Consider the following 21,413-nt stretch of genomic DNA (forward strand, 5'->3'; position numbering starts at 1 on the left):
GTTCTGTAAGACTTCGGTTACGGTTTACATTTATTTGTTCGTTTGATTTATCTAGATTATAGCATGTCAAAGGAGATATGTGTCGAAATATGAGGTTAATCAGTAATTAGAGGGGTTTTCGCTATATTTTCTCTGATTTCGAATATTTTTTGGTTGTTTTATACAAAATTTTTGCCAATGGTTTTATGCAAGTTGCATAAACAATCGGATGCAATGGAATTCCTGTAAACAAAAAAGCCAAATGGAATCTTCTTTCTCCACTCGGCTTATAATTCTGTTTCCTCTTGCTGGGACGGTTCTTTTTTCCATTCAAAATCAGACTGCTGTTCCGTCACAACTATGGTACACATATAACTATTATTCTTCAGCTGTTTTTCTGCTATATTTTCACTTTTCACAATTTCTGTATTATACCAAAGTTCCTCACTGGCTATTAAAAAATTGGCTAACATCATGCCAATGGCAAATTCATGATACCATTCTACTGCAGATGATTTAAAAGATAAGCGGTCCTTTTTACAGAATACGTGTATTCTGTTTTTCACAACCAGAAACCGCCATGGCTGGCTATTTGACCTGGATGGAGCTAGCACTGCCGCACTAATCATATCTCTTATATTCGGATCTGCCTTGTCTTTGAATATACAAACATGTTCCAATGGCAGCATTCTCTGTCTTTTTAAATATGCTGAACCATGAAATGAAATTCCAAATCCCAGAAATACGATTACCTTATCTTGTTCGCTGCCTGGCTTTTTTTCTTTTTTCAACCCTGCAAAGCAGCTTCCTAAATTCTTTGTAGTCAGATATAAAGCAATCTGTTCATAGACAAAACCTAAATTCATGAAGCAGTCCTGTACACAGCTTGCTGATATCACAAGATAATATGGTGCTTTTACCAAAAAACGATGTTCAGAAACACCCTTTTTTTCATTCCAAGACCATACTTCAAAATTAACAGAATTCTTTCCTTCTGTATCCTTAATATAATTGGCAAAGTTCAATATCTGACTTATACTTCTATCACTAACAGAATCTGACTTAAAACTCTTGACAGATTTCCTTGCAAAAATGGCATCAAACTGATTCATGTCACACACCTTAATTCCGAATCTTAATTTTATAAATTTAGTTTATCACATTATTCCTATTTTTAATGCACAATTAATAAGAATTTCTCATTCTTTTTTTGTCTATTTTTCATCTCATTGTTTTTGTCTGGAAAACTTTTTGCTATAATTGAGCGGGGAAATCCCGTAATACTTCTTAAAAAGCTTGCTAAAATGGTATACATCTTCATACCCTACTTCACTAGCCACACTGCGTATACTTCCATGTTCTTCACGCTCTAGCAGTTCCTTTGCACGATTTAAACGAATTTTAATTAAATAATTAATCGGGGATTCTCCTGTCTCCTCTTTAAATAATTTTGATATGTATACCGGACTAAGATATAAATTCTGTGCAATCTGATCTAAGGAAATCTTGCAGGCATAATTCTCATTCAAATAACTTATGATTTTCTTTACTACATAATTTTTATTATAAGATTCAAAGCGATATGATTTCTGTGTTTCTTTCACAGGCTGCATTTCCCTTAATATGAGAAGAATAATCTGCATAAGCTGTGCTTTTAACATAAAATATTTTCCTAAATGGCTGGTCTCATATTCCGCTACCATTTCATAACACCGTTTCATAATCTCCTGTCTTCCTTCTAATGGCATACGAAGCACAAACTCATTATCATTTAATAAAATAGAATTTTCAGGCATGCCTGTAAAATGAAAATGTGTAAATCCTGCAACAAATTCTACAATAGGTTCTTTTTCATTCGCTTCTAAACTTTGATGCATTACGCCAGGATTACACATAATCACATCTCCAGCTTTCACATCGTAATTTTTTCCTTCTATATAATATTTTCCTGTGCCTGATAAAATAACCGTTATTTCTGTATAGTCATGATCGTGATAATACCCATCTTCTACCAATTTGCTTTTTGAAGCAAATAATACGGTTGGATTAAAGTCATTCTCTGTTATGTCATATTTATTCATTTCATCACCTCTAGGTAATTTAAGCTGTTAGTATAAACAATATTAATGCTACTACTTCCATTACAATTAATTATATTATCTGGTTGAAATGGAGATATGGTTATAGCAAAGTGCTGGACTTTTTCTAATGCTTTATCACCTAGTGCATCAATCTCCCATTTTCACATACTTCAAATTAAATTTATTATATCATATTATTAACATATTACAATATGTTGCCAAAATACCAAACAAGACCATACATTTTTTATGATATAGTTCTACAAAAAACTATCCAGCTAATATAAAAAAGATATCTCATACCCGACTCTACAGATATGAGACATCTTTTCAAAAATAAATATGCTTAGCTATCCGTTATTAGCTGATTTTAGCATACATAAAGTATTTCATGGCAAATGGTGTAACACTTACATTCTCTACATAACTCTTCATCATATAAACATCATTGTAGTAGTAGATTGGACAAATGGCCCAAGTAGACATTAACATATCTTCTGCCTGATGTAATAATGTAGTACGTTCTGCAAAGTCTGTACAGTTATTGATTTTTCCGATTAATTCATCGTAAGATTTCCATTCTGGTGTTGCCTTATTTTCTGGGTTTTTGCCTAACTGTGCTTCATTGTTTCCAGAAGTAGATGTCCACATATCGAGCATATTAATAGGGTCGTTAAAATCTGCACTCCATCCATGACGGGCCACTGTAAATGCACCTGCTTTACGGTCCTGAACAAATGTATTCCATTCAGAAGTCTGAATGGTACATTCTACACCAATACTGTTCCAGTCCTGCTGAATAGATTCTGCAATTGCTTTGTGTCCTGTATCTTCATTGATTACATATTCAAATGCAATTGGTGTGGAAGGATCTAACATGCCTTTATCATCAAATTTATAACCTGCTTCTGTTAAAAGTGCAATTGCTTCTTCCCTTGCAGATTTTTCATCATATTCTTCACTGAAATATCCATGAGAAGCCTTATCTGGATAATCATATTCGTCGGACTTAAAGATTCCTCCATTTCCATCTGCCATACCTTCTGGTACGAAACTTGTTGCAATCTTCTGGCCTGTCTGCCCAACGTTTTCAACAATATAATCTCGATTGATTAACAATGACAAAGCCTGACGGATTTTACTTGCCTGTTCTGCTGTTTTTCCTTTAAATAAATCAGAATTTACATTAAATACTACAGAATAAGTACCCAGCTGGTCTGTAACATAGAACTCTTTATTGTTTAAAAGAGAGGCTGTCTCATCATTAGGAACCGCATCGATAAAATCTAAGTCACCAGCTTTATAAGCTGCATAAGCTGCAGTCTGGTCAGCAGATAACATAAATTCTAATTTTTCTACTGTTACATTTTCTGCATCATAGTAATTAGGATTCTTTACGTAAACCATGTTTTCATTATGTTTCCAGGATTCTAATATATAAGCACCATTCGATACAAATCCTGCTTCCTGAGCCCATGCACCAGGATTTTTACCATCTGGATCCGCTACTTCTACTGCTTTCTTTGGCACTGGCAAGAAAGTAGGGAACGCTAATAAATCAAGAAAATACGTACATGGAACTTTTACTTTTGCTGTTAATGTATTGCCTTCTGCTTTGACATCAATTATGCCATCTTTATCTTTAGCAAATACATCATATAAGTAACTGTAATCTGCTGCTGTTTCAGGATCCGCAGCACGTTTCCATGAATATTCAAAATCTGCCGCTGTAAGTTCTGTACCATCACTCCATTTTAAGTTTTCTTTTAACTTAAATGTGTATGTTAATTTATCATCACTTAATTCATACGATTCTGCCAAAGCTGGTATAACTTTACCATCTTTATCGGTTGTAAATAACCCTACGAAAGAGTTTACTGCTAAACAGCCGCCATCTACTGTAGTATTAAGAGCTGGGTCTAAATATTTTGGTTCAGAAGCTAAATTAATTCTAAGAGTACTTTTATCAGATGATGCTGCATTTTCTGTTACTGCCTGATCTTTATCAGCAGAATTGTTTTTGTTTCCACATCCAGTCAGCATCGTTGCTGCTAAACATGTTACTATTACTAATGATACAAGTCTTTTTTTCATAACCTATTCTCTCCTTTTTGCATTTATATACCAGTACTAAAAGCATGCTTTTTGCTGCATGCCTTTCATACATAGCAATCTTAAATATCCGTTATTATCTAAAACAGGATACAAAATGGCCATTTCCTCTATCGGAAAGAGCTGGACATTTATGAGCACATTCTTCTGTTGCATAACGGCAACGAGTACGGAATGCACAGCCACTTGGTACATTCATTGGACTAGGAACGTCTCCTTCTAACACAATTCTCTGGCGCTCTTTCGCTGCTTTTGGGTCTGGCATTGGAATAGCACTTAGCAGGGACTGTGTATATGGATGCATTGGATTTTCATATAATTCATCTGCATCAGCAATTTCCACGATTTTACCAAGATACATAACCGCAATACGGTCCGATATATGATGAACAACAAGTAAATCATGTGCAATAAACAGATATGCAACCCCTAATTTCTGCTGTAAATCTTCAAACATATTGATAACCTGTGCCTGAATGGATACGTCCAGAGCAGATACTGGTTCATCACAGACGATGAATTTTGGATTTACTGCAAGAGAACGGGCAATTCCGATTCTCTGTCTTTGTCCACCTGAAAACTCATGGGCATAACGCCTAGCATGTTCTGCATTTAATCCAACCAGCTGCATTAAGTCTAAGATTTTATCACGACGTTCTTTTTTATTCGCATATAATTTATGCACATCTAAAGGTTCTCCAATAATATCTTCTACTGTCATGCGAGGGTTTAGAGAAGAATACGGATCCTGAAATACCATCTGCATTTCTTTTCTAAGGCTTCTCATATTTTTGTCTGTTACTAATTCGTTATTAAAGTAAATTTCACCTGCTGTTGGTTTATATAATCTTAAAAGAGTACGTCCAACGGTTGTTTTTCCACATCCAGATTCCCCAACCAATCCTAATGTTTCTCCTGACTTAACAGCAAAAGAAACATCATCAACCGCTTTTAATGGAACTGTTTTTCCAAGCCCTGCATGGATTGGGAAATACTGTTTTACGTTTTTTACTTCTACTAAATTTCTTACTTCCGATTTACTCATTTAAAGCGCCTCCTTTACTTGCTTCCATCTGCGCTTTCACATTCAACCAGCAGCTTGCTAACTGCGTATCACTGACTCGCATTTCTTCCGGTTTCTGTTCCAAGCAAATCTTCATTGCATTATTACAACGTGGACAGAATGCACATCCTTCTGGCATATTTAACAGGTTGATAGGCGTCCCTCCAATTGGAACAAGTCTCTCATTTACGTTATTGGCTGAAGGAAGGGATCTTAATAAACCTTTTGTATACTCATGGCATGGATGATAGAAAATATCTTCTGCTGTACCACGCTCACAGACACGTCCACCATACATAACGATAATTTCGTCACACATATCTGCAATGACACCAAGATCATGCGTAACAATAATAATTGCCATGCCAAGTTTTTTCTGTAAGTCCTGCATAAGCTCCAGAATCTGAGCCTGAATCGTAACATCAAGTGCAGTTGTTGGTTCGTCTGCAATTAAAATGTCTGGCTCGCAGGCAAGTGCCATAGCAATCATTACACGCTGTCTCATGCCACCAGATAATTCATATGGGTATTGTCTCAAACGTTTTTCCGGTTCATTGACACCAACTAATGTCAGCATTTCAACCGCACGTTCTTTTGCCTGTGCTTTGTTTCTGTCTGTATGAAGAAGAATGGCTTCCATAAGCTGATTTCCAATAGTATAAACAGGATTTAAGCTTGTCATAGGATCCTGGAAAATGATAGAGCATTTTTTCCCACGGAAAGCTTCCATCTGTGCCTTATTCCATTTTGTAATATCTTCTCCATTATATAAAATCTCTCCACTTCTGATGGAGCCATTAGAATCTAAAATCTGCATAATAGAATATGCTGTTACACTTTTACCAGAACCGCTTTCTCCAACGATACCTAATGTCTTAGATGGTTCTAAACCGAATGATACACCATTAACAGACTGAACTTCTCCTCTATCTGTCTGAAAGGATGTATGCAAATCTTTTACTTCCAAAATATATTTGCTGCTCATAATGTCCCCCTCTATTTCTTAAGCTTCGGATCGAATGCATCACGAAGTCCATCACCTAATAAGTTAAATGCTAATACAATTAAACAGATAGTAATTGCAGGGAACATTAATTTTGATGGATAACTCTGTAAACCGCTTCTTGCTGCATTTGCCAAAGAACCAAGGGAAGGCATTGGTGCCTGTACTCCAAGTCCAATAAAGCTTAGATAACTTTCTGTAAAAATAGCGGAAGGTATCTGTAATGCGGTAGAAATAATAATTACGGATAAACAGTTTGGAATAATATGTTTTATTAAAATACGGCCTGGTTTTGCACCAATTGCTTTCGATGCAAGAACGTATTCGTTATGTTTAATAGACAATACCTGCCCACGGACTAAACGTGCCATTCCAACCCAATATAGCAAACCAAATACGATAAACAGGGAAAGCATATTACTTCCAAGGGAAGCAAATATGGTTCCGGAAATTTTATTGGATAATAATTCTCTTAATACTACACTAAGAAGAATAATCATTAATAGATCTGGCAGGGAATAAATAATATCAACGATTCTCATCATAATCAAATCGGCTTTCCCTCCAGCATAACCGGCAATTGCTCCATAAAACAGCCCAATAATTAATACTAAAATACTAGCAAATAATCCAACACCAAGAGAAACTCTTGTACCATATACAACTCGGATAAAATAATCCCGGCACATTTCATCTGTTCCGAAAATGTGTGGAAATACTTTTCCGCCTTGAGCCATGTAAGCTTGTTCATTTTTGGAATATTCAAATGGTGCTAAGTTTTTTGCAGTTTTATCACGGCTTCCATCTACTTGGATAATTTCTTCATAATGATAAGGCACAACTGCTGGTGCAAAAATAATAGCTGCAAGAATAAGTACAAGTACTACGATACTTGCCATAGCAAGTGGATTTTTTCTAAGACGTCTCATTCCGTCTTTGAAAAATGTTGAAGACTCACTCATAACTTCCTGCTGCTTCTTTTCTTCATCAGTTGCCAGTTCAAATTTGCTAATATCAATCTGCGAACTGAGAACTGCTTTTTTTGGCATTTCATTTGTCATAACCAAACCTCCTAATCCAATTTAATTCTAGGGTCAATTAATTTATAAGCAATATCTGTTAAAAGGTTTGCAATCACCATGATAATTGCTAAAAATAAAGTCGTTGCCATAATTAATGGATAATCTCGGTTTGTAATGGCAGAAATAAATTTCGCTCCAAGACCACCAATGGTAAATATATTTTCTACAACTAGTGAACCAGTAAGAATAAAAGCAATCATTGGCCCTACATAAGTTACAACTGGAATCAATGCATTACGAAGTCCATGTTTAAAAATCACTTTTATTCTGGAAACCCCTTTAGCTTTTGCCGTACGAATGTAATCCTGTCCTAGCACATCTAACATACTAGTCTTAGCAAGACGAGTAATGTATGCCATAGGATAAAGTGCCAACGCAATTACTGGCAAAGTATAATTTTGATTTGATGTACTCCATACTGGTATCCAGCCAAGCTGTATACAAAATACATATAGCAAAATGGTTGCTAACACGAAACTTGGCATGGAAGTAGCTATGGTTGAGAGAAATACAATTAGGCGATCTGGCCATTTATTTCTCGTAAGTGCAGCTATGCTTCCTAAAATGATTCCAAGGATAATTGCAGCCACTGCGGCAATTCCACCGATTCTTGCACTAACTAAAAAGCTGGAAGAGATGGTTTTCCAAATGTCTCTCCCTGTCTGCATGCTCACGCCCCAGTCTCCACGAAGAAGATTCTTCATATAAATTACGTACTGCTCTGCTACTGGTTTATCCAGGTTATATCTAGCTTCCAATACAGCTCTTACTTCTGGGCTCGTAGCTTTTTCTGAGTCAAACGGTCCACCTGGTATCGCATTCATAGCAAAGAATGTAATCATACTAATTATAATTACAGTAATAATTGCTAAGCCAGCTCTTTTCATGACATAGTTTCTCAATATTACCACTCCTAATTTTATTCCAAATATCTACTCTTACTATTTAATACTAAAACAAGGTAGCACTTCATCGTGTTAAAGCGTCACATTTAAATAAAAAGGCGCTAAACCTTTGCCATACACGCCATTGTGCTTTTCATTAAAAGTCAGAATAATATATTTTCTGTTTAAAATTTTATTAAGAACACCTATATAAGTCAATGGATATTTATGCCATTGTATACAATTTTTGTTTAATTATTTCATTTTTATTTATTTTTAATGAATATTTATACATATATTTTTTTAATAATTGTATTTTCGCAATATTACATAGACATTTTTCGCAAAAATATTCATTGTACTTTTTTCAGATTTTTTGTATTTTTTAGTTGGTTTTAACAAAAATAACGAAAGCAAGAGATTTCACATCAACTGTTTTTTAATATATTTCAATTTCATATTTGGCTATCTAATGATTATATGATAATATGAAATAAATAAAGTTCTATGCCTAGTAATAGAGTTTGATTCATAGAATCATATCCATAATCTTAACATAGAACTCTAAATTTTAACTCTCCATACAATATTTAATGTAAATAATATCTCCTAGAATTATGAATTGACAAAAAAAGCTTTTTTCAACTAAAATCCTTCCTCTATTTTGGCACTTTCTCTGTCCTTGTATTACGCTTATTTACAAACAAGTGCAAAACTACTTCCACCAATTACATACCAAGAACTTTCTATTTCTTCAAGTTCTTCTATTTCTTCCAAATCAAATATGATAACCGTCTGATTTTACAAATCCAACTGGCAAAAAATTCATTAGTACACTAATTAAAATGCAACTGTTTAAATACATATAATCAGGAAATATCAATACAACAACTAACATCAGCACTACATTTACCACCTGTCCATTAGCATATACATAAAGCCTGCGAAATCTAGGAAGCATATAGGAATCAGATGTTATAACACTTACGGTAGGAAAAATAAAATTCAAACGAAAACATTAAAACCTTATAAAAAACAGATTTTCCACATCCATTTTCACCAGAAACATTTATTCTCCCTCATTTTTTACTATTGTTCTAAATTATACTTATTTTCTTGCATTCTGTCAAGATAGCCCATCTACTTGCAATTCATTCCAAAAAGCCATACTAATGTTTCCTTAGTATGGCTTTCCGAAATCCTTATAATGTTTTTGCACGTTCTGCAATCTTCTTATTCATGCAATGTTTTTTATTTCCCAATTGTAAATGTAATGTACTCACTGTCCCTAGCCATACCTCTCATGGCCAAGCAATTTTCCCATAGTACAATACCATCCTAACGAATTCTTTTTTAAAACGCAATTTATTTTTACTGTCCATAATAAGCATTTGCCCCATGTTTGCGGAAGAAATGTTTGTCTTTTAAGCAGTCAGGTGCTGGGGTTACCTCAGGATTAATTAACTCAGTCTTTGTTGCCATCTTTGCTACTTCCTCTAAGACAACCGCATTGTGAACTGCTTCTTTCGCATCCTTCCCCCAAGTAAATGGTCCATGATTCTTGCAAAGAACACCAGGAGTATGCATAGGATTTAATCCTCTTTCTTCAAATGTTTCAATAATAACAAGCCCCGTATTCTTTTCATATGCTTCTTCAATTTCTTCAGCAGTAAGATTTCTTGCACATGGAATTTCTCCATAAAAATAATCTGCATGAGTTGTTCCATATAAAGGTATGCTTCTTCCAGCCTGTGCCCATGAAGTTGCTTCAGGAGAATGTGTATGTACAACTCCCCCAATTTCAGGGTACTTCTTATATAACTCACGATGGGTATCTGTATCGGAGGAAGGTTTATATTTTCCCTCTATCTTATTTCCATCTAAATCCATTACTACCATATCATCTGGTGTCAGCACATCATAATCTACTCCACTTGGCTTAATTACAAAACAACCGGTTTCTCTGTCGATTCCACTGACATTTCCCCAAGTATATGTAATAAGTCCTCGCTTTGGAAGCTCCATATTGGCTTCATATACCTGTTTCTTTAATTCTTCTAACATGTCTGTTCTTCCTTCCTAACCTATTTTTATATTGCTTTTACTGCCGCCTCTTCAACTGGCAGACAGTTTTTGTAATTCACCATAAAGACATCGAATCCAGCTACATCTTCTTTATCCGCCATAATAGTAGTTCCTTCCTGTCCTGCAAATACCTTCTGATTTAAGTAAGCATCTAATGCTTCTTCCTTTTCTTTTCCCTGCATATAAGCTGCTAATACGGCAATTCCCCATGCACCACCTTCTCCTGCTGTTTCCATAACAGAAACAGGTGCATTCATTGCAGCACTCATTACCTTCTGTCCTACCACAGGTGTCTTAAAGAAGCCTCCATGCCCAAGCATTTTATCTATCTTAACCTGTTCCTCTTTTAATAAAATATCCAGCCCTACTTTTAAAGCACCAAGGGATGTGTACAGATTCATTCTCATAAAGTTTGCTAAGTTAAATTTCGTCTCTGGAGTACGGATTACGATTGGTCTTCCTTCTTCAAAGCCTGTAATAGGTTCTCCTGAGAAATAGTTAAATCCCATCAATCCACCACAATCCGGATCACCTTCTAAGGCTTTTTTAAATAAACCAGTATACAACGCATTGGTATCTGCTGGAAATCCCATACATTGTGCAAATTCTTTGAATATATTTGCCCACGCATTAATATCAGAAGTACAGTTGTTGCAATGCACCATAGCAACTAAATCTCCTGATGGGGTAGTTACTAAATCAATTTCTTCATGAAGCTGTTTTAACTCTTCCTCTAAAACAACCATTGCAAATACAGAAGTACCTGCTGATACATTTCCTGTCCGTACTGCAACACTGTTGGTTGCTACCATGCCTGTTCCTGCATCCCCTTCTGGCGGGCAAAGGGCAATACCGCTTTCTAGATTGCCTGTTACATCTAATAATTTAGCACCTTCTTCTGTAAGATTACCTGCCTGTTCGCCTGCTACAAGCACTTCTGGAAGAATATCTTTTAAAGACCAGGATACGTTTTCTGTTTCCATTAACTGGTTAAATTTCTCCATAAGAGTCTGATCATATTGTCTGGTTTTACTGTCAATCGGAAACATGCCAGAGGCATCTCCTACGCCTAGTACTTTCCTGCCTGTTAATTTCCAATGAATGTATCCTGCTAATGTTGTTATGTAAGTAATATCGTTTACGTGTTCTTCTTTGTCTAATACTGCTTCGTAAAGGTGGGAAATGCTCCATCTAAGCGGAATGTTATATTGAAATTCTTTTGTCAGCTTTTTCGCTGCTTTTTCGGTATTGGTATTTCTCCATGTTCTAAAAGGAACTAATAATTCACCATTTTTGTTAAATGCCATGTAACCATGCATCATCGCACTAAAACCAATAGATCCTACTTTTGTAAGTGTTACACCGTATTTTTCTTTTACATCGGAAACCATGGCTTGGTAACTGTCTTGCAAACCCTTCCAGATCGCTTCTTCACTATAAGTCCACAAGCCGTCCTTTAGCTGATTTTCCCATTCATGGCTTCCTTGGGCAATAGGAGCAAAATCTTCTCCAATTAAGACTGCTTTGATTCGTGTAGATCCAAACTCTATTCCTAGAGCTGTTTTTCCTTCTGCAATTTGTTCCTTGTAATTCATAATCTTCCTCCTTTTTGGAGCCGTATACTGGCTTTCCTATATTATAGCTTTTTCAGGTTTTTACATCAATGCAACTTTTTTTGAATTTAGTTAAAAAATTGCTCTTTTTATTATTGTTATTTCATTTTGTACAATATATAATAAAACTAACTTTTACCAATAAAACAACGGAGGAATCCATATGCTTCATATCACTTCTTTAGATGATGGATTAGCACTCTTTAAAGCACTTGGATCTGACATTCGGATTGAAATCATTAAATTGCTTCTTGAAAATAAACAGATGAATATGAATGAATTAGCCAGCAGCCTTAATATTACAAGTGGTGCTTTAACAAGCCACATGAAAAAACTGGAAGCTTGTAAAATTGTAGAAACAGCCAATGTAGCATTGGGACATGGCAATCAGAAAATCTGTTCCATTTGTCTAGATAAAGTAATTATTGATTTTGAAGCTCCAGAGCAGTTACATAATATATACGATACCTCAATTAAAGTTGGGCATTATAGTGATTACCAGATTTTTTCGACTTGCGGGCTTGCTTCTGCACACACTTTGCTTGGAGAAGTAGATGATGCACGTTATTTCGCCCACCCCAATCGCTATGAGGCTGATATTTTATGGTTTGCAAAAGGATTCGTAGAATATGAGATCCCTAATTTTGTTCCTTTCCATCAACAGATAACGCAGATTTCCATATCTGCTGAATTAAGTTCAGAAGCACCTGGCATTAATAATGTATGGCCTTCTGACATCAGTTTTTATCTGAATAATGTATACATAGGTTCCTGGACATCCCCTGGTGATTTTGGTGACGTACGTGGCATTTTAACACCAGACTGGTGGTATGACAGCTGGAATCAATACGGCTTACTCAAAACGATTGTCATTAAAGATAATGGAGTATTTATAGATGGCACTAAGATAAGTGATAAAACCATACAGGACTTTCATCTGGATTACAAAAGTACTTTGCATTTTAAAATGGCTGTAAACGAAGATTCTGAACATGTTGGCGGCCTGACTATTTTCGGAAAAACTTTTGGCAATTATGGACAGGATATCAAAGTCAGGATGCATTATGCTCCTATTGATGAGACTTAATAATAATCACAGTCAAAAAAACCATCTCTTGAATCTTGATTCAAAAGATGGTTTTTATTCTACCACTTCTTATACGGACACTTTTGTTTTTTTACAGCTGCCCGCAATGCTACATAACATCCACAGGCACCACATAATCCTTCTTGAAAATGCCTGCATTCCTTGCATACCTTAAGACGTTCCTCTAACACCTGGTTTTCCGCCTTTTCGTCTTCTGGTATTCCTTCAATATAGGTCTCTAGATAATCTGCCATCTTATCTGAAATATTCTCCCACATAAGACAGCGTCTGCATATCCGTTCCGCCATATTTTCTATTTACTGCAAATGCGAAGTTCTACTACACTGCAGGCTGGCATCTGGATTTTCATAGTATTGCCGCTAACTTGGTATTCTGTAAATGGCTTTTCTGTTACATTTTCTGGATCTTCAAAGGTATTGCAAGCAAGCATCTGCCCCGTTACCACATTTGCTTCAGCCACTTCCAAAGCTCCTTCTCCACCATTTAGTAAAATTTCCAGATCCTGTACTTTATCTGCTGATAAATTATTCAGTGTAACCGTAATAATTCCCTCTTCATTTTCTGAAACAGACTCGGTTACTGCTGGTACTTCCCACTCTTTTACTCCTACTTGTTCCACTCCTGACAGGGTACTGTCAAGAAGTTTTGCCCCTTGATGATGACGGTACATGTGGAATACATAGTATGTTGGCGTTTTTATCATATCTGGACCTTCTGTTAAAATAACAGACTGCAGAACATTGATGGTCTGTGCAATATTTGCCATCTTCACTCTATCACAATGTTTATTAAAGATATTTAAGGTGACACCCGCTACCAAAGCATCACGAACGGAGTTCTGCTGATACAAAAATCCTGGATTTGTTCCTGGTTCAACGTCATACCAGCATCCCCACTCATCTACAATCATTCCAATTTTCTTTTCTGGATCGTATTCATCCATAATGGTACCATGACGAGTTACCAGTTCATCCATGTACATTGCTTTCTTCAATGTCTTGTACCACTCTTCTTCTGTAAACTGGGTTGCACTTCCTTTTTCCTGCCATGTGTTAGGCACTGTATAGTAATGAAGGGAAAGTCCATCCATAAATCCGTGAAATTCTGGCTGTGCATGCTCATGTGTAGTCGCTAACACATCCTTTGTCCACTTATAGTCATCTGAATTAGCACCACAGCAGACTTTCTTAACTGGTTCAGCAGAATTGTAATTCCGGATATAAGTCTGGTATCTGCGGTACAAGTCCCCGTAATACTGTGGACGCATATTTCCACCACAGCCCCAGTTTTCATTTCCAACTCCAAAATAATCTACTTTCCACGGTTTTTCCTGCCCATTGGCTTTTCTTAAATCTGCCATTGGAGATACCCCGTCAAATGTCATATATTCTACCCATTCTGACATTTCCTGTACGGTTCCGCTGCCAACATTTCCATTTATGTACGTTTTACATCCTAACTGCCTGCATAGTTCAAAATACTCATGTGTACCAAAGCTGTTATCCTCTAATACACCGCCCCAGTGGGTATTGATCATTTTCTTTCTGTTTTCTTTCGGTCCAATTCCGTCTTTCCAGTGATATTCATCTGCAAAACATCCTCCTGGCCAGCGAAGCACAGGAATCTTAATCTCTTTTAAGGCTTCTACTACATCGGTTCTCATTCCATTTACATTAGGTATTTCCGAATCTTCCCCCACATAAAGTCCTTCGTAGATACATCTGCCTAGATGCTCTGAGAAATGTCCATATATTTCAGGTGCAATAGTGCCCTTTGGCTGTTCACGATTGATAATCAGTTTTGCCATGTCTGTTCTCCTTTTCCACAGTATTTTAAAATTAGTAAAACTACTTTACTTATATCTAAATTATAATGGACTGGTTCTGTTTTTCAACCGCTTCCACTAAGAAAATTCAGTTTTGTCAGTATGAACAAGAACATCTCCTGTTTTTCACCATTTTTAACAAATGAAGATTTATTTAAAAACTATATTTTTCCACATGTTCCATACTTTGCCTTTATAAATTGCACAATACGCTCCCTTGACTTTTCAGGTGCTTCTTTATAACAGGATGTGACAAAATCATATCCCCACAATTCTTCTGGAGTTCCATAGTATCCAATATGCATTCCATATTCTTTTCCCTTTTTACTCCGTTTTCTTTGGAAATCCTGTACAGTTAAATACATCTGCATTTGCAGCTCTGTTAAAATCCCCTCAAAATTCTTTTCCCCTCCCTTGCCAAATCCTGCTTTCTGTTTTATGGCAATGGAAGAAATGATTTTTTCATTCTCGTATAAATCCATAATTTTTTTGCAACGCTGTTTCGCCATTCCTTCCTCGTATAGACTGTCAAAATCATATCCATCTCTTCTGTAATTTGCAAAAACAGGGAACCATTCTTTTGCAATAAATCCGGCTTTTTTATTAAAAAACTTTCCGTAGGCAATTTTCCCTGACTTTATTACTTTCATCCGCCAGTCCCAAGGATCTTCTAATTCCCCTGACCACCATGCTTTTGCTGCCGTATGTTCTTCTACCGAAAAACCAGCTACCTCATTTTTAAATAAAGGCAGAAAACCCACTTCCAAAATATAATCTTCCAATTCCTGTGCTGTGGAAATTCTTTCGGGAGCATCAATGGAAAGCCCCTCCATAATCCAGTAACCATCTTGTTTTACCATAATTCCTCCAACTTACCATGATAACTTCTATTCTTTATCACTTTGCGCATTTTTATAAAATAGCTTATCATAGATTTATCACATTTACAAATTAATTAGGAGGTTCTTAAATTGAAAATGAATAAAAACCAGTTTTGTCCACTTCCTCCAATGGGGTGGAACAGTTATGATTATTATGATACAACCGTTGACGAAGAAGCAGTCCGTAATAATGCAAAATACATGGCACAACATTTAAAAGACTATGGCTGGAATTACATTGTGATTGATATTCAATGGTATGCACAGGGTGCTGGAACGCAGCGTGACAAACATCAGTACATTCCATTTTCCCAATTAGAAATGGATTCCTATTCTCGCCTGCTTCCGGATCCAGAACGTTTTCCATCATCGAAAAATGGGGCTGGTTTTAAACCCTTAGCTGATGATATACATAACCTGGGGCTTAAGTTTGGCATTCATATTATGCGTGGAATCCCTCGTATTGCAGCCCACCATCACACTCCAGTTCTAGGCTGTTCCTTAACTGCCAATGAAATCGCTGATCCATCGTCTATCTGTGGATGGAATCCCGATATGTATGGTGTCCGCAATACAGAAGAAGGACAGCGTTATTACGATTCTCTATTAGAACTTTATGCTTCCTGGGGGGTAGATTTTATCAAATGTGATGACATCTGCAATACCAACATGTATAAGCATAATCCGTATTCTGCAAAACACGAAATTGAAATGCTCGCTCATGCCATTGATAAATGTGGCCGTCCAATTGTTCTTTCTCTTTCTCCTGGACCAGCCTTAATTGAACAGAGTTTTCATTATGAAAAATACGCCAATATGTGGCGAATTACTGATGATTTCTGGGATAACTGGGATTTGCTAAAAGATATGTTCCACCGTTGTGCATTGTGGAAAGACCATGTAAAAGAGGGGTGCTATCCTGACTGTGATATGCTGCCTCTAGGATACCTTGGCAAAGGTTTTGGCCATGAACGCCAAACTAGATTTACCCAAGCAGAACAGCGGACTATGATGACCTTATGGTGCCTGTTTGGTTCTCCTCTTATGATTGGTGCCGAACTGACAAAACTGGATTCCTGGACGCTTTCTTTACTGACCAATGATGCCATCCTAAATCTTAGGACTCCACATTGCAAGCCAGCTTTGTTAGAGTTAAATGACTGTTTTTCTATCTGGACGGTTTATAATGAAATAGAAAAAAATGCTTATGTGGCACTATTTAATCTAAGGGATACAGAAATGGAATTCTCCGTCTCAAGAGAAGAACTATTGAACTCTTTCCCTGAAAATATAGATTTTACACAGCTTAAGGAATTATGGGCTGGCCAGCTTAAACCTTGTACAGATGCTGTCATCTGTACTTCGATTGCTGCCCATGACACCTGCATTTATCAGCTTTTATAGTTTTTTCTCTCTCAAGCTGTAAAAGGTACTGCTTTACGTTAATACCACCACCAAATCCACCTAGTGAGCCGTCCGCATTGATGACCCGATGACAGGGAATTACAATCATAATTGGATTTTTGTTATTGGCGCCACCAACTGCACGGCACGCTTTTGGATTATCAATCATTCTCGCAATCTCTACATAGCTTCTCGTTTCTCCATATGGAATCTTACAAAGCGCATCCCATACCTGCATCTGAAAATCCGTTCCTGCTATTTTAATTGGTAAATCAAAGCTGCTTCTTTTTTTCTGAAAATATTCTTGTAACTGTTTATGAACTTCTTTATGAAGGCTGGTTTCCTGCTCATCCTTTTCTATTATGGAATCCATATAAAGTCCAGCCAAATATCCTTCTTCGGTTTCTACACACATCCTTCCGATAGGAAAATCATAATGGAATTTTTTTGACATGGCAACTCACATCCTTTCCAGTAACTTAAAATACAAAAAACCAAAATCAAGTGATTGATTCTGGCTTTTCGCATTGGTATTTTTATTTTATATGATAATATGGCCTCATTAAAACATCTCTTGCTTCTAAATATTCCTTAATCTCCTGTACGGTAAAGTTTCTTGGAAGTCTTGGGGAATATAGCATGGAACTGATAATGCCAGCAGAAGCACCTGTTTTTGTAAATACATCATATAAATGTTCAGGCTTTCCAGCACCACCAGAGGCAATAACAGGAACCGTTACTGCATTACAGATCTGTTCGGTAATCTCCAAGTCATATCCGTTATGGGTTCCGTCGCAGTCGATACTATTGACAACGATTTCTCCTGCTCCTAGTCCTTCACCTCGTTTTGCCCACTCAATGGCATCCATGCCAGTAAACACTCTGGCACCATCAATTGCAATTTCATATCCGGAAGGAATCTTAAGGCTTTTTTCAACTTTTTTCACCTGCATGCTTAATACGATACACTGGGAACCAAAGGCTTTCGCACCTTCGTTAATAATCTGAGGATTGCGGACTGCCATGGAATCTACACTGATCTTTTCCGCACCAGCTTTTAATACCTCATACATATCAGATATGCTTTTAATGCCACCGCCAACAGTAAATGGTACAAATACTTCCTTTGCAACCTTTTCTACCATGGCTAAATCTATTTTTCTCTTCTCCGCACTTGCCTTTACATCATAGAAAATAATTTCATCAATCTGCAGATCATAATTTTTCTGTGCTGCAGTCTCTACTTTTTCAATATCAATGTTATCCTGAAACTGGCTTGCCTTTGTAACCATGCCATTGATTACATCAAAACATGCAATTAATCTTTTTGCTAACATTATAAGGCACCTCCTAGCTCACAAAACTGTTTCAATACTTTTAGTCCAACTTCTCCACTTTTTTCAATGTGGCACTGGGAAGCGAAAATGTTATCATGCTGAATCATTGCCGTAAATTCACCATTATAATCAGAAACCGCCAGTAAATCTTCTTTATTCTCTGGAACTGCATAATAGGAATTAACAAAATAGAAATAAGGATGTTCTCCTAAATCTTTTATCATCGGACTTTCTTTTTTGAATACCAGTTCATTCCAGCCAATCTGAGGAACTCTTACTTTCTTCCGATCAAATCCAACTACTTTTCCTTTTAGCCAGCCAAGACAGTCTACATCACCCTCTTCGCTGTATTCAAAGATAATCTGCAGTCCTACGCAGATTCCTAAGAAAGGTATTTTCTCTTCCAATACCTTTTTCTCTAATGCCTCAATAATTCCAATCTCACGTAAAGAATCCATAGTAGCACCTGCTGAACCAACACCTGGCAAAATAATGCCTGTTACCTCATCTAGGTCATCTGCATTTCTTATGTACTTACAAGGAACACCAATTCGATTACATGCATTTAATACACTATGGGAATTACCTGCCTTATAGTCTACAATACCAATCATCACATACCTCCAGAAACTTTATATTTTAATGTTGTTACAACCGAACTTTTTCCCTTAATTTCTAGACTGTTCTTTGCATTATATTTTATAAGTATAGCATTCGACATAGTAAAATGCAATGCTTTCCTACTTAGTACTCACAGTAAACGCATCTGATTATTGTAAATTTTCTATTTATTTCCCCTTTTCTATTTTACGCATCTGCACTGTTTCCCTTTCTTGCACGGCTTTCATCCTCTCGGTAAGCAATATCCAGTCCCCAGTGCAGGGCATTCTCTATTTTCCAGTGCTTTCTTTTCCCTTTTCCGAACTCCTCCGCACTCATTCCTTTTTTGCTGAATGTGGCATAACTGTAGCTTTCTGTGGTTTCTCCTCCCTTTTCCACTTTCGTATGGCACATGCCTATCCCCTGAAGTCCTTTCCAGTCTTTTTTCTGTTCCATCCACTCTATATCATGTTCTACATAATATTCCCTTTCCTCGATTCTTCCATGTTCCCCGCTGTATTCTTTGTAATAACAGCCTTTCTTCGCCATCGCTTTCTTTTCTGCTGGCAGTACTCCTTCTTTAAAGTACAGCGAAATATCTTCGTAAAGACGGGGCTGGTTTTCTTTTACCTGCAGGATATAATCCGCTTCCTGGCTGATAATCGTTTCTGCTATTTTTGTCTGCGTCCCCATTGCATCCATTGTCACAATGCATCCCTTGAGCTCCAACTGTTTCAGCAGTTCCGGAATCGCTGTGATTTCATTGCTTTTTTCTTCTGTCCTGCATTGTCCCAGTACAATTCCATTTTCCACTGCCCATGCACTTACCACATGAATTGCACGTTTTCCGCTGGAACCATCCATGCTCCTTCTTACCGTTTTCCCATCAATCGCTACTACTCCTTCGATTTTTTCCGTTACAGCCTCTACCCATTCGATAAAAACTTTGTGAAACTGTTCCGGCTTTATCATGGAAAAAACACGGTTAAATGTGTCATGGGACGGTATGCCGTTTGGCAGTTCCAGAAATCTTTCCAGCCATTCCTTTTTGGCATGTCCCCAGTTCTCCATATCATCCCATGTGTCCGCTCCACTAATAACGGAAAGTATGGCAATTGCCATAATATCCAGAAAATTATGTCTCCTATTATAATCTGCCCTTGGATCTTCCACACCTTCAAGGCATTCTAGTAATGTTTTTCCAATCATCATTTTCACACACTCCATCTAGACTTGATAGAGTTTATTCTATACGAATGTATCAGAATTGTCTGCTTTTTTTATATAATACTATAGGAATCTTCCTGTGAATAGAGGGAAAATCATGCGTTTACCGTGACTTAGTACTTTCCCTTAAACCAAATCACTTTTCTCAAATTTTTTTCTTGCAATTGCCAGTAATATCATACTATATGTGAAAAGAACAATTGCCATATTAAACAAATCTTTAGCATTATGCACATCTGACATTGCCAAATAGCGAAATGGCAATATGTTATTTAACACATTAATACTTATAAATGATTCTATCATGTTATTTGCGAATAGAACAATACTACTAAGCAACAATGCAAATACGCCTTTCCTCAAGAATATAACTGTTATCATTGTAAGTATTATATAAAATACTAGCTTTATTGCAAATATCATATATATTCTGCCAATCTCAACATACTGATTTATTTGACATACATTCCCATTTACTATTTTTACTCCTACCCCCATACTTTTCCATCCAAATGCAACTAAACCACAAGCCATACTTATTGCAAAATAAGCCAACAACAATCCTACTGCATATAGGTAACAAAATAATACCTTTATATAAAAGAGTTTAAACCTAGTTACGCCAGTCATTAGTAAATTTTTCCAAGTTCGTACCTCATACTCACTCGCAATAGCACTTGTTGTGGTAAACTAAAGTTGTAACACCTCTACCTAATAAGATATAATCTTATAAAGGAAGAGAGGATACAATTATGAGAAAAAATTATGAACCAGAAACAAAAAAGCAAATTGTCCGCCTTCATCTAGAGCAGGGAAGAACCATCAAAAGCCTTTCAGAAGAATACGGAGTATCAACTGCCAGTGTATCTAACTGGGGCAATCAGTTTCGCAAAGAATGCCAAAATAATAGCCAAGCCAAAGAAGAATACGATTCCATGCAGGAAATATTAAAACTCCGAAAGGAACTTGCTGAAGCACGCAAGGAAAATGAGTTTTTAAAAAACGAAAATCAGCAAGCTGATTATGGCATTTTTTGCGAAGGAGATCGATTAGAGGCTTATCGATTCATCCAATCCTATCATGAAATCTTTGGAACTAGATGGCTGTTACGTAAGTTTAACATCTGTCC

General features: G+C 36.6%; 20 protein-coding genes. 3 read left to right on the forward strand and 17 right to left on the reverse strand.

All coding sequences use genetic code 11. The features are described from left to right. Positions 1-266: 266 nt before the first annotated feature. From BMY85_RS14270 to BMY85_RS14315, 9 genes are all read right to left on the reverse strand, one after another. A complete protein-coding gene (locus BMY85_RS14270) occupies positions 267-1,091 on the reverse strand; it encodes a nitroreductase family protein (RefSeq protein WP_092478941.1) in 825 nt (274 codons plus the stop codon). Positions 1,092-1,205: 114 nt separating this feature from the next. Then, positions 1,206-2,060, reverse strand: coding sequence for an AraC family transcriptional regulator (locus tag BMY85_RS14275; protein WP_092478943.1), 855 nt, complete (start codon positions 2,058-2,060; stop codon positions 1,206-1,208). 360 nt (positions 2,061-2,420) lie between these two features. Next, positions 2,421-4,154: a peptide ABC transporter substrate-binding protein gene (locus BMY85_RS14280; protein WP_092478945.1), complete on the reverse strand. Its 1,734-nt coding sequence runs from the start codon at positions 4,152-4,154 to the stop codon at positions 2,421-2,423. Positions 4,155-4,248: 94 nt separating this feature from the next. After that, on the reverse strand, positions 4,249-5,217 hold the full coding sequence (locus BMY85_RS14285) for an ABC transporter ATP-binding protein (RefSeq protein WP_092478947.1): 969 nt from the start codon (positions 5,215-5,217) through the stop codon (positions 4,249-4,251). After that, positions 5,210-6,220 carry an ABC transporter ATP-binding protein gene (locus tag BMY85_RS14290; RefSeq protein ID WP_177180806.1) on the reverse strand — a complete coding sequence of 337 codons (1,011 nt, stop codon included), beginning with the start codon at positions 6,218-6,220 and terminating at the stop codon, positions 5,210-5,212. The genes BMY85_RS14285 and BMY85_RS14290 overlap by 8 nt, the downstream gene beginning before the upstream one ends. 11 nt (positions 6,221-6,231) lie before the next feature. After that, positions 6,232-7,299, reverse strand: coding sequence for an ABC transporter permease (locus BMY85_RS14295; RefSeq protein ID WP_092478951.1), 1,068 nt, complete (start codon positions 7,297-7,299; stop codon positions 6,232-6,234). A gap of 11 nt (positions 7,300-7,310) precedes the next feature. Then, on the reverse strand, positions 7,311-8,222 hold the full coding sequence (locus tag BMY85_RS14300; RefSeq protein ID WP_092478953.1) for an ABC transporter permease: 912 nt from the start codon (positions 8,220-8,222) through the stop codon (positions 7,311-7,313). Between the two features lie 1,353 nt (positions 8,223-9,575). Further along, entirely contained in the window at positions 9,576-10,268 is a 693-nt protein-coding gene (locus BMY85_RS14310; protein WP_092478957.1) for an L-ribulose-5-phosphate 4-epimerase, read from the reverse strand. A gap of 26 nt (positions 10,269-10,294) precedes the next feature. Continuing rightward, on the reverse strand, positions 10,295-11,884 hold the full coding sequence (locus BMY85_RS14315) for a xylulokinase (protein ID WP_092478959.1): 1,590 nt from the start codon (positions 11,882-11,884) through the stop codon (positions 10,295-10,297). 181 nt (positions 11,885-12,065) lie between these two features. Between BMY85_RS14315 and BMY85_RS14320 the strand changes: the two genes are divergently transcribed. After that, a complete protein-coding gene (locus BMY85_RS14320; RefSeq protein ID WP_092478961.1) occupies positions 12,066-12,989 on the forward strand; it encodes an ArsR/SmtB family transcription factor in 924 nt (307 codons plus the stop codon). A gap of 59 nt (positions 12,990-13,048) precedes the next feature. Here BMY85_RS14320 and BMY85_RS14325 read toward each other — a convergent pair whose 3' ends face one another. The 3 genes from BMY85_RS14325 to BMY85_RS14335 all read right to left on the reverse strand — a co-directional run bounded on the left by BMY85_RS14325 (position 13,049) and on the right by BMY85_RS14335 (position 15,695). Continuing rightward, positions 13,049-13,297, reverse strand: a complete 249-nt coding sequence (locus BMY85_RS14325) for a DUF6171 family protein (RefSeq protein ID WP_143066402.1) — start codon at positions 13,295-13,297, stop codon at positions 13,049-13,051. A 5-nt stretch (positions 13,298-13,302) separates the two neighbouring features. Then, on the reverse strand, positions 13,303-14,817 hold the full coding sequence (locus tag BMY85_RS14330) for an alpha-N-arabinofuranosidase (RefSeq protein WP_092478965.1): 1,515 nt from the start codon (positions 14,815-14,817) through the stop codon (positions 13,303-13,305). 179 nt (positions 14,818-14,996) lie between these two features. Further along, on the reverse strand, positions 14,997-15,695 hold the full coding sequence (locus BMY85_RS14335) for an AlkZ-related protein (protein ID WP_092478967.1): 699 nt from the start codon (positions 15,693-15,695) through the stop codon (positions 14,997-14,999). A gap of 117 nt (positions 15,696-15,812) precedes the next feature. Here BMY85_RS14335 and BMY85_RS14340 point away from each other — a divergent pair, with 117 nt between their 5' ends. Then, positions 15,813-17,120: a glycoside hydrolase family 27 protein gene (locus BMY85_RS14340; RefSeq protein ID WP_092478976.1), complete on the forward strand. Its 1,308-nt coding sequence runs from the start codon at positions 15,813-15,815 to the stop codon at positions 17,118-17,120. Here the strand turns inward: BMY85_RS14340 and BMY85_RS14345 are convergent. From BMY85_RS14345 to BMY85_RS14365, 5 genes are all read right to left on the reverse strand, one after another. Beyond that, positions 17,068-17,574, reverse strand: coding sequence for a methylated-DNA--[protein]-cysteine S-methyltransferase (locus BMY85_RS14345; RefSeq protein ID WP_092478968.1), 507 nt, complete (start codon positions 17,572-17,574; stop codon positions 17,068-17,070). The genes BMY85_RS14340 and BMY85_RS14345 overlap by 53 nt on opposite strands. Positions 17,575-17,656: 82 nt before the next feature. Next, complete coding sequence (gene hisF / locus BMY85_RS14350; RefSeq protein ID WP_092478970.1) at positions 17,657-18,457, reverse strand: imidazole glycerol phosphate synthase subunit HisF; 801 nt, start codon at positions 18,455-18,457, stop codon at positions 17,657-17,659. Further along, entirely contained in the window at positions 18,457-19,071 is a 615-nt protein-coding gene (gene hisH, locus BMY85_RS14355; protein WP_092478971.1) for an imidazole glycerol phosphate synthase subunit HisH, read from the reverse strand. The genes hisF and hisH overlap by 1 nt, the downstream gene beginning before the upstream one ends. 193 nt (positions 19,072-19,264) lie before the next feature. Further along, positions 19,265-20,269: an ISAs1 family transposase gene (locus BMY85_RS14360; RefSeq protein WP_177180807.1), complete on the reverse strand. Its 1,005-nt coding sequence runs from the start codon at positions 20,267-20,269 to the stop codon at positions 19,265-19,267. A 141-nt stretch (positions 20,270-20,410) separates the two neighbouring features. Continuing rightward, positions 20,411-20,839 carry a hypothetical protein gene (locus BMY85_RS14365; protein ID WP_177180808.1) on the reverse strand — a complete coding sequence of 143 codons (429 nt, stop codon included), beginning with the start codon at positions 20,837-20,839 and terminating at the stop codon, positions 20,411-20,413. Positions 20,840-21,036: 197 nt separating this feature from the next. Here BMY85_RS14365 and BMY85_RS14370 point away from each other — a divergent pair. Beyond that, positions 21,037-21,413, forward strand: a 377-nt coding sequence (locus BMY85_RS14370; RefSeq protein WP_143066403.1) for a transposase, incomplete at its 3' end; no start/stop codon positions are given.

This window comes from [Clostridium] polysaccharolyticum (assembly GCF_900111595.1).
In the GTDB taxonomy this organism is placed as follows: domain Bacteria; phylum Bacillota; class Clostridia; order Lachnospirales; family Lachnospiraceae; genus Clostridium_AI; species Clostridium_AI polysaccharolyticum.

Bases quoted from the DNA above. Each gene is read 5' to 3' on its own strand.
- BMY85_RS14270 (WP_092478941.1), bottom strand. From the start codon at position 1,091: ATGAATCAGTTTGATGCCATTTTTGCAAGGAAATCTGTCAAGAGTTTT.
- BMY85_RS14275 (WP_092478943.1), bottom strand. From the start codon at position 2,060: ATGAATAAATATGACATAACAGAGAATGACTTTAATCCAACCGTATTA.
- BMY85_RS14280 (WP_092478945.1), bottom strand. From the start codon at position 4,154: ATGAAAAAAAGACTTGTATCATTAGTAATAGTAACATGTTTAGCAGCA.
- BMY85_RS14285 (WP_092478947.1), bottom strand. From the start codon at position 5,217: ATGAGTAAATCGGAAGTAAGAAATTTAGTAGAAGTAAAAAACGTAAAA.
- BMY85_RS14290 (WP_177180806.1), bottom strand. From the start codon at position 6,220: ATGAGCAGCAAATATATTTTGGAAGTAAAAGATTTGCATACATCCTTT.
- BMY85_RS14295 (WP_092478951.1), bottom strand. From the start codon at position 7,299: ATGACAAATGAAATGCCAAAAAAAGCAGTTCTCAGTTCGCAGATTGAT.
- BMY85_RS14310 (WP_092478957.1), bottom strand. From the start codon at position 10,268: ATGTTAGAAGAATTAAAGAAACAGGTATATGAAGCCAATATGGAGCTT.
- BMY85_RS14315 (WP_092478959.1), bottom strand. From the start codon at position 11,884: ATGAATTACAAGGAACAAATTGCAGAAGGAAAAACAGCTCTAGGAATA.
- BMY85_RS14320 (WP_092478961.1), top strand. From the start codon at position 12,066: ATGCTTCATATCACTTCTTTAGATGATGGATTAGCACTCTTTAAAGCA.
- BMY85_RS14325 (WP_143066402.1), bottom strand. From the start codon at position 13,297: ATGGCGGAACGGATATGCAGACGCTGTCTTATGTGGGAGAATATTTCA.
- BMY85_RS14330 (WP_092478965.1), bottom strand. From the start codon at position 14,817: ATGGCAAAACTGATTATCAATCGTGAACAGCCAAAGGGCACTATTGCA.
- BMY85_RS14335 (WP_092478967.1), bottom strand. From the start codon at position 15,695: ATGGTAAAACAAGATGGTTACTGGATTATGGAGGGGCTTTCCATTGAT.
- BMY85_RS14340 (WP_092478976.1), top strand. From the start codon at position 15,813: ATGAATAAAAACCAGTTTTGTCCACTTCCTCCAATGGGGTGGAACAGT.
- BMY85_RS14345 (WP_092478968.1), bottom strand. From the start codon at position 17,574: ATGTCAAAAAAATTCCATTATGATTTTCCTATCGGAAGGATGTGTGTA.
- hisF (WP_092478970.1), bottom strand. From the start codon at position 18,457: ATGTTAGCAAAAAGATTAATTGCATGTTTTGATGTAATCAATGGCATG.
- hisH (WP_092478971.1), bottom strand. From the start codon at position 19,071: ATGATTGGTATTGTAGACTATAAGGCAGGTAATTCCCATAGTGTATTA.
- BMY85_RS14360 (WP_177180807.1), bottom strand. From the start codon at position 20,269: ATGATGATTGGAAAAACATTACTAGAATGCCTTGAAGGTGTGGAAGAT.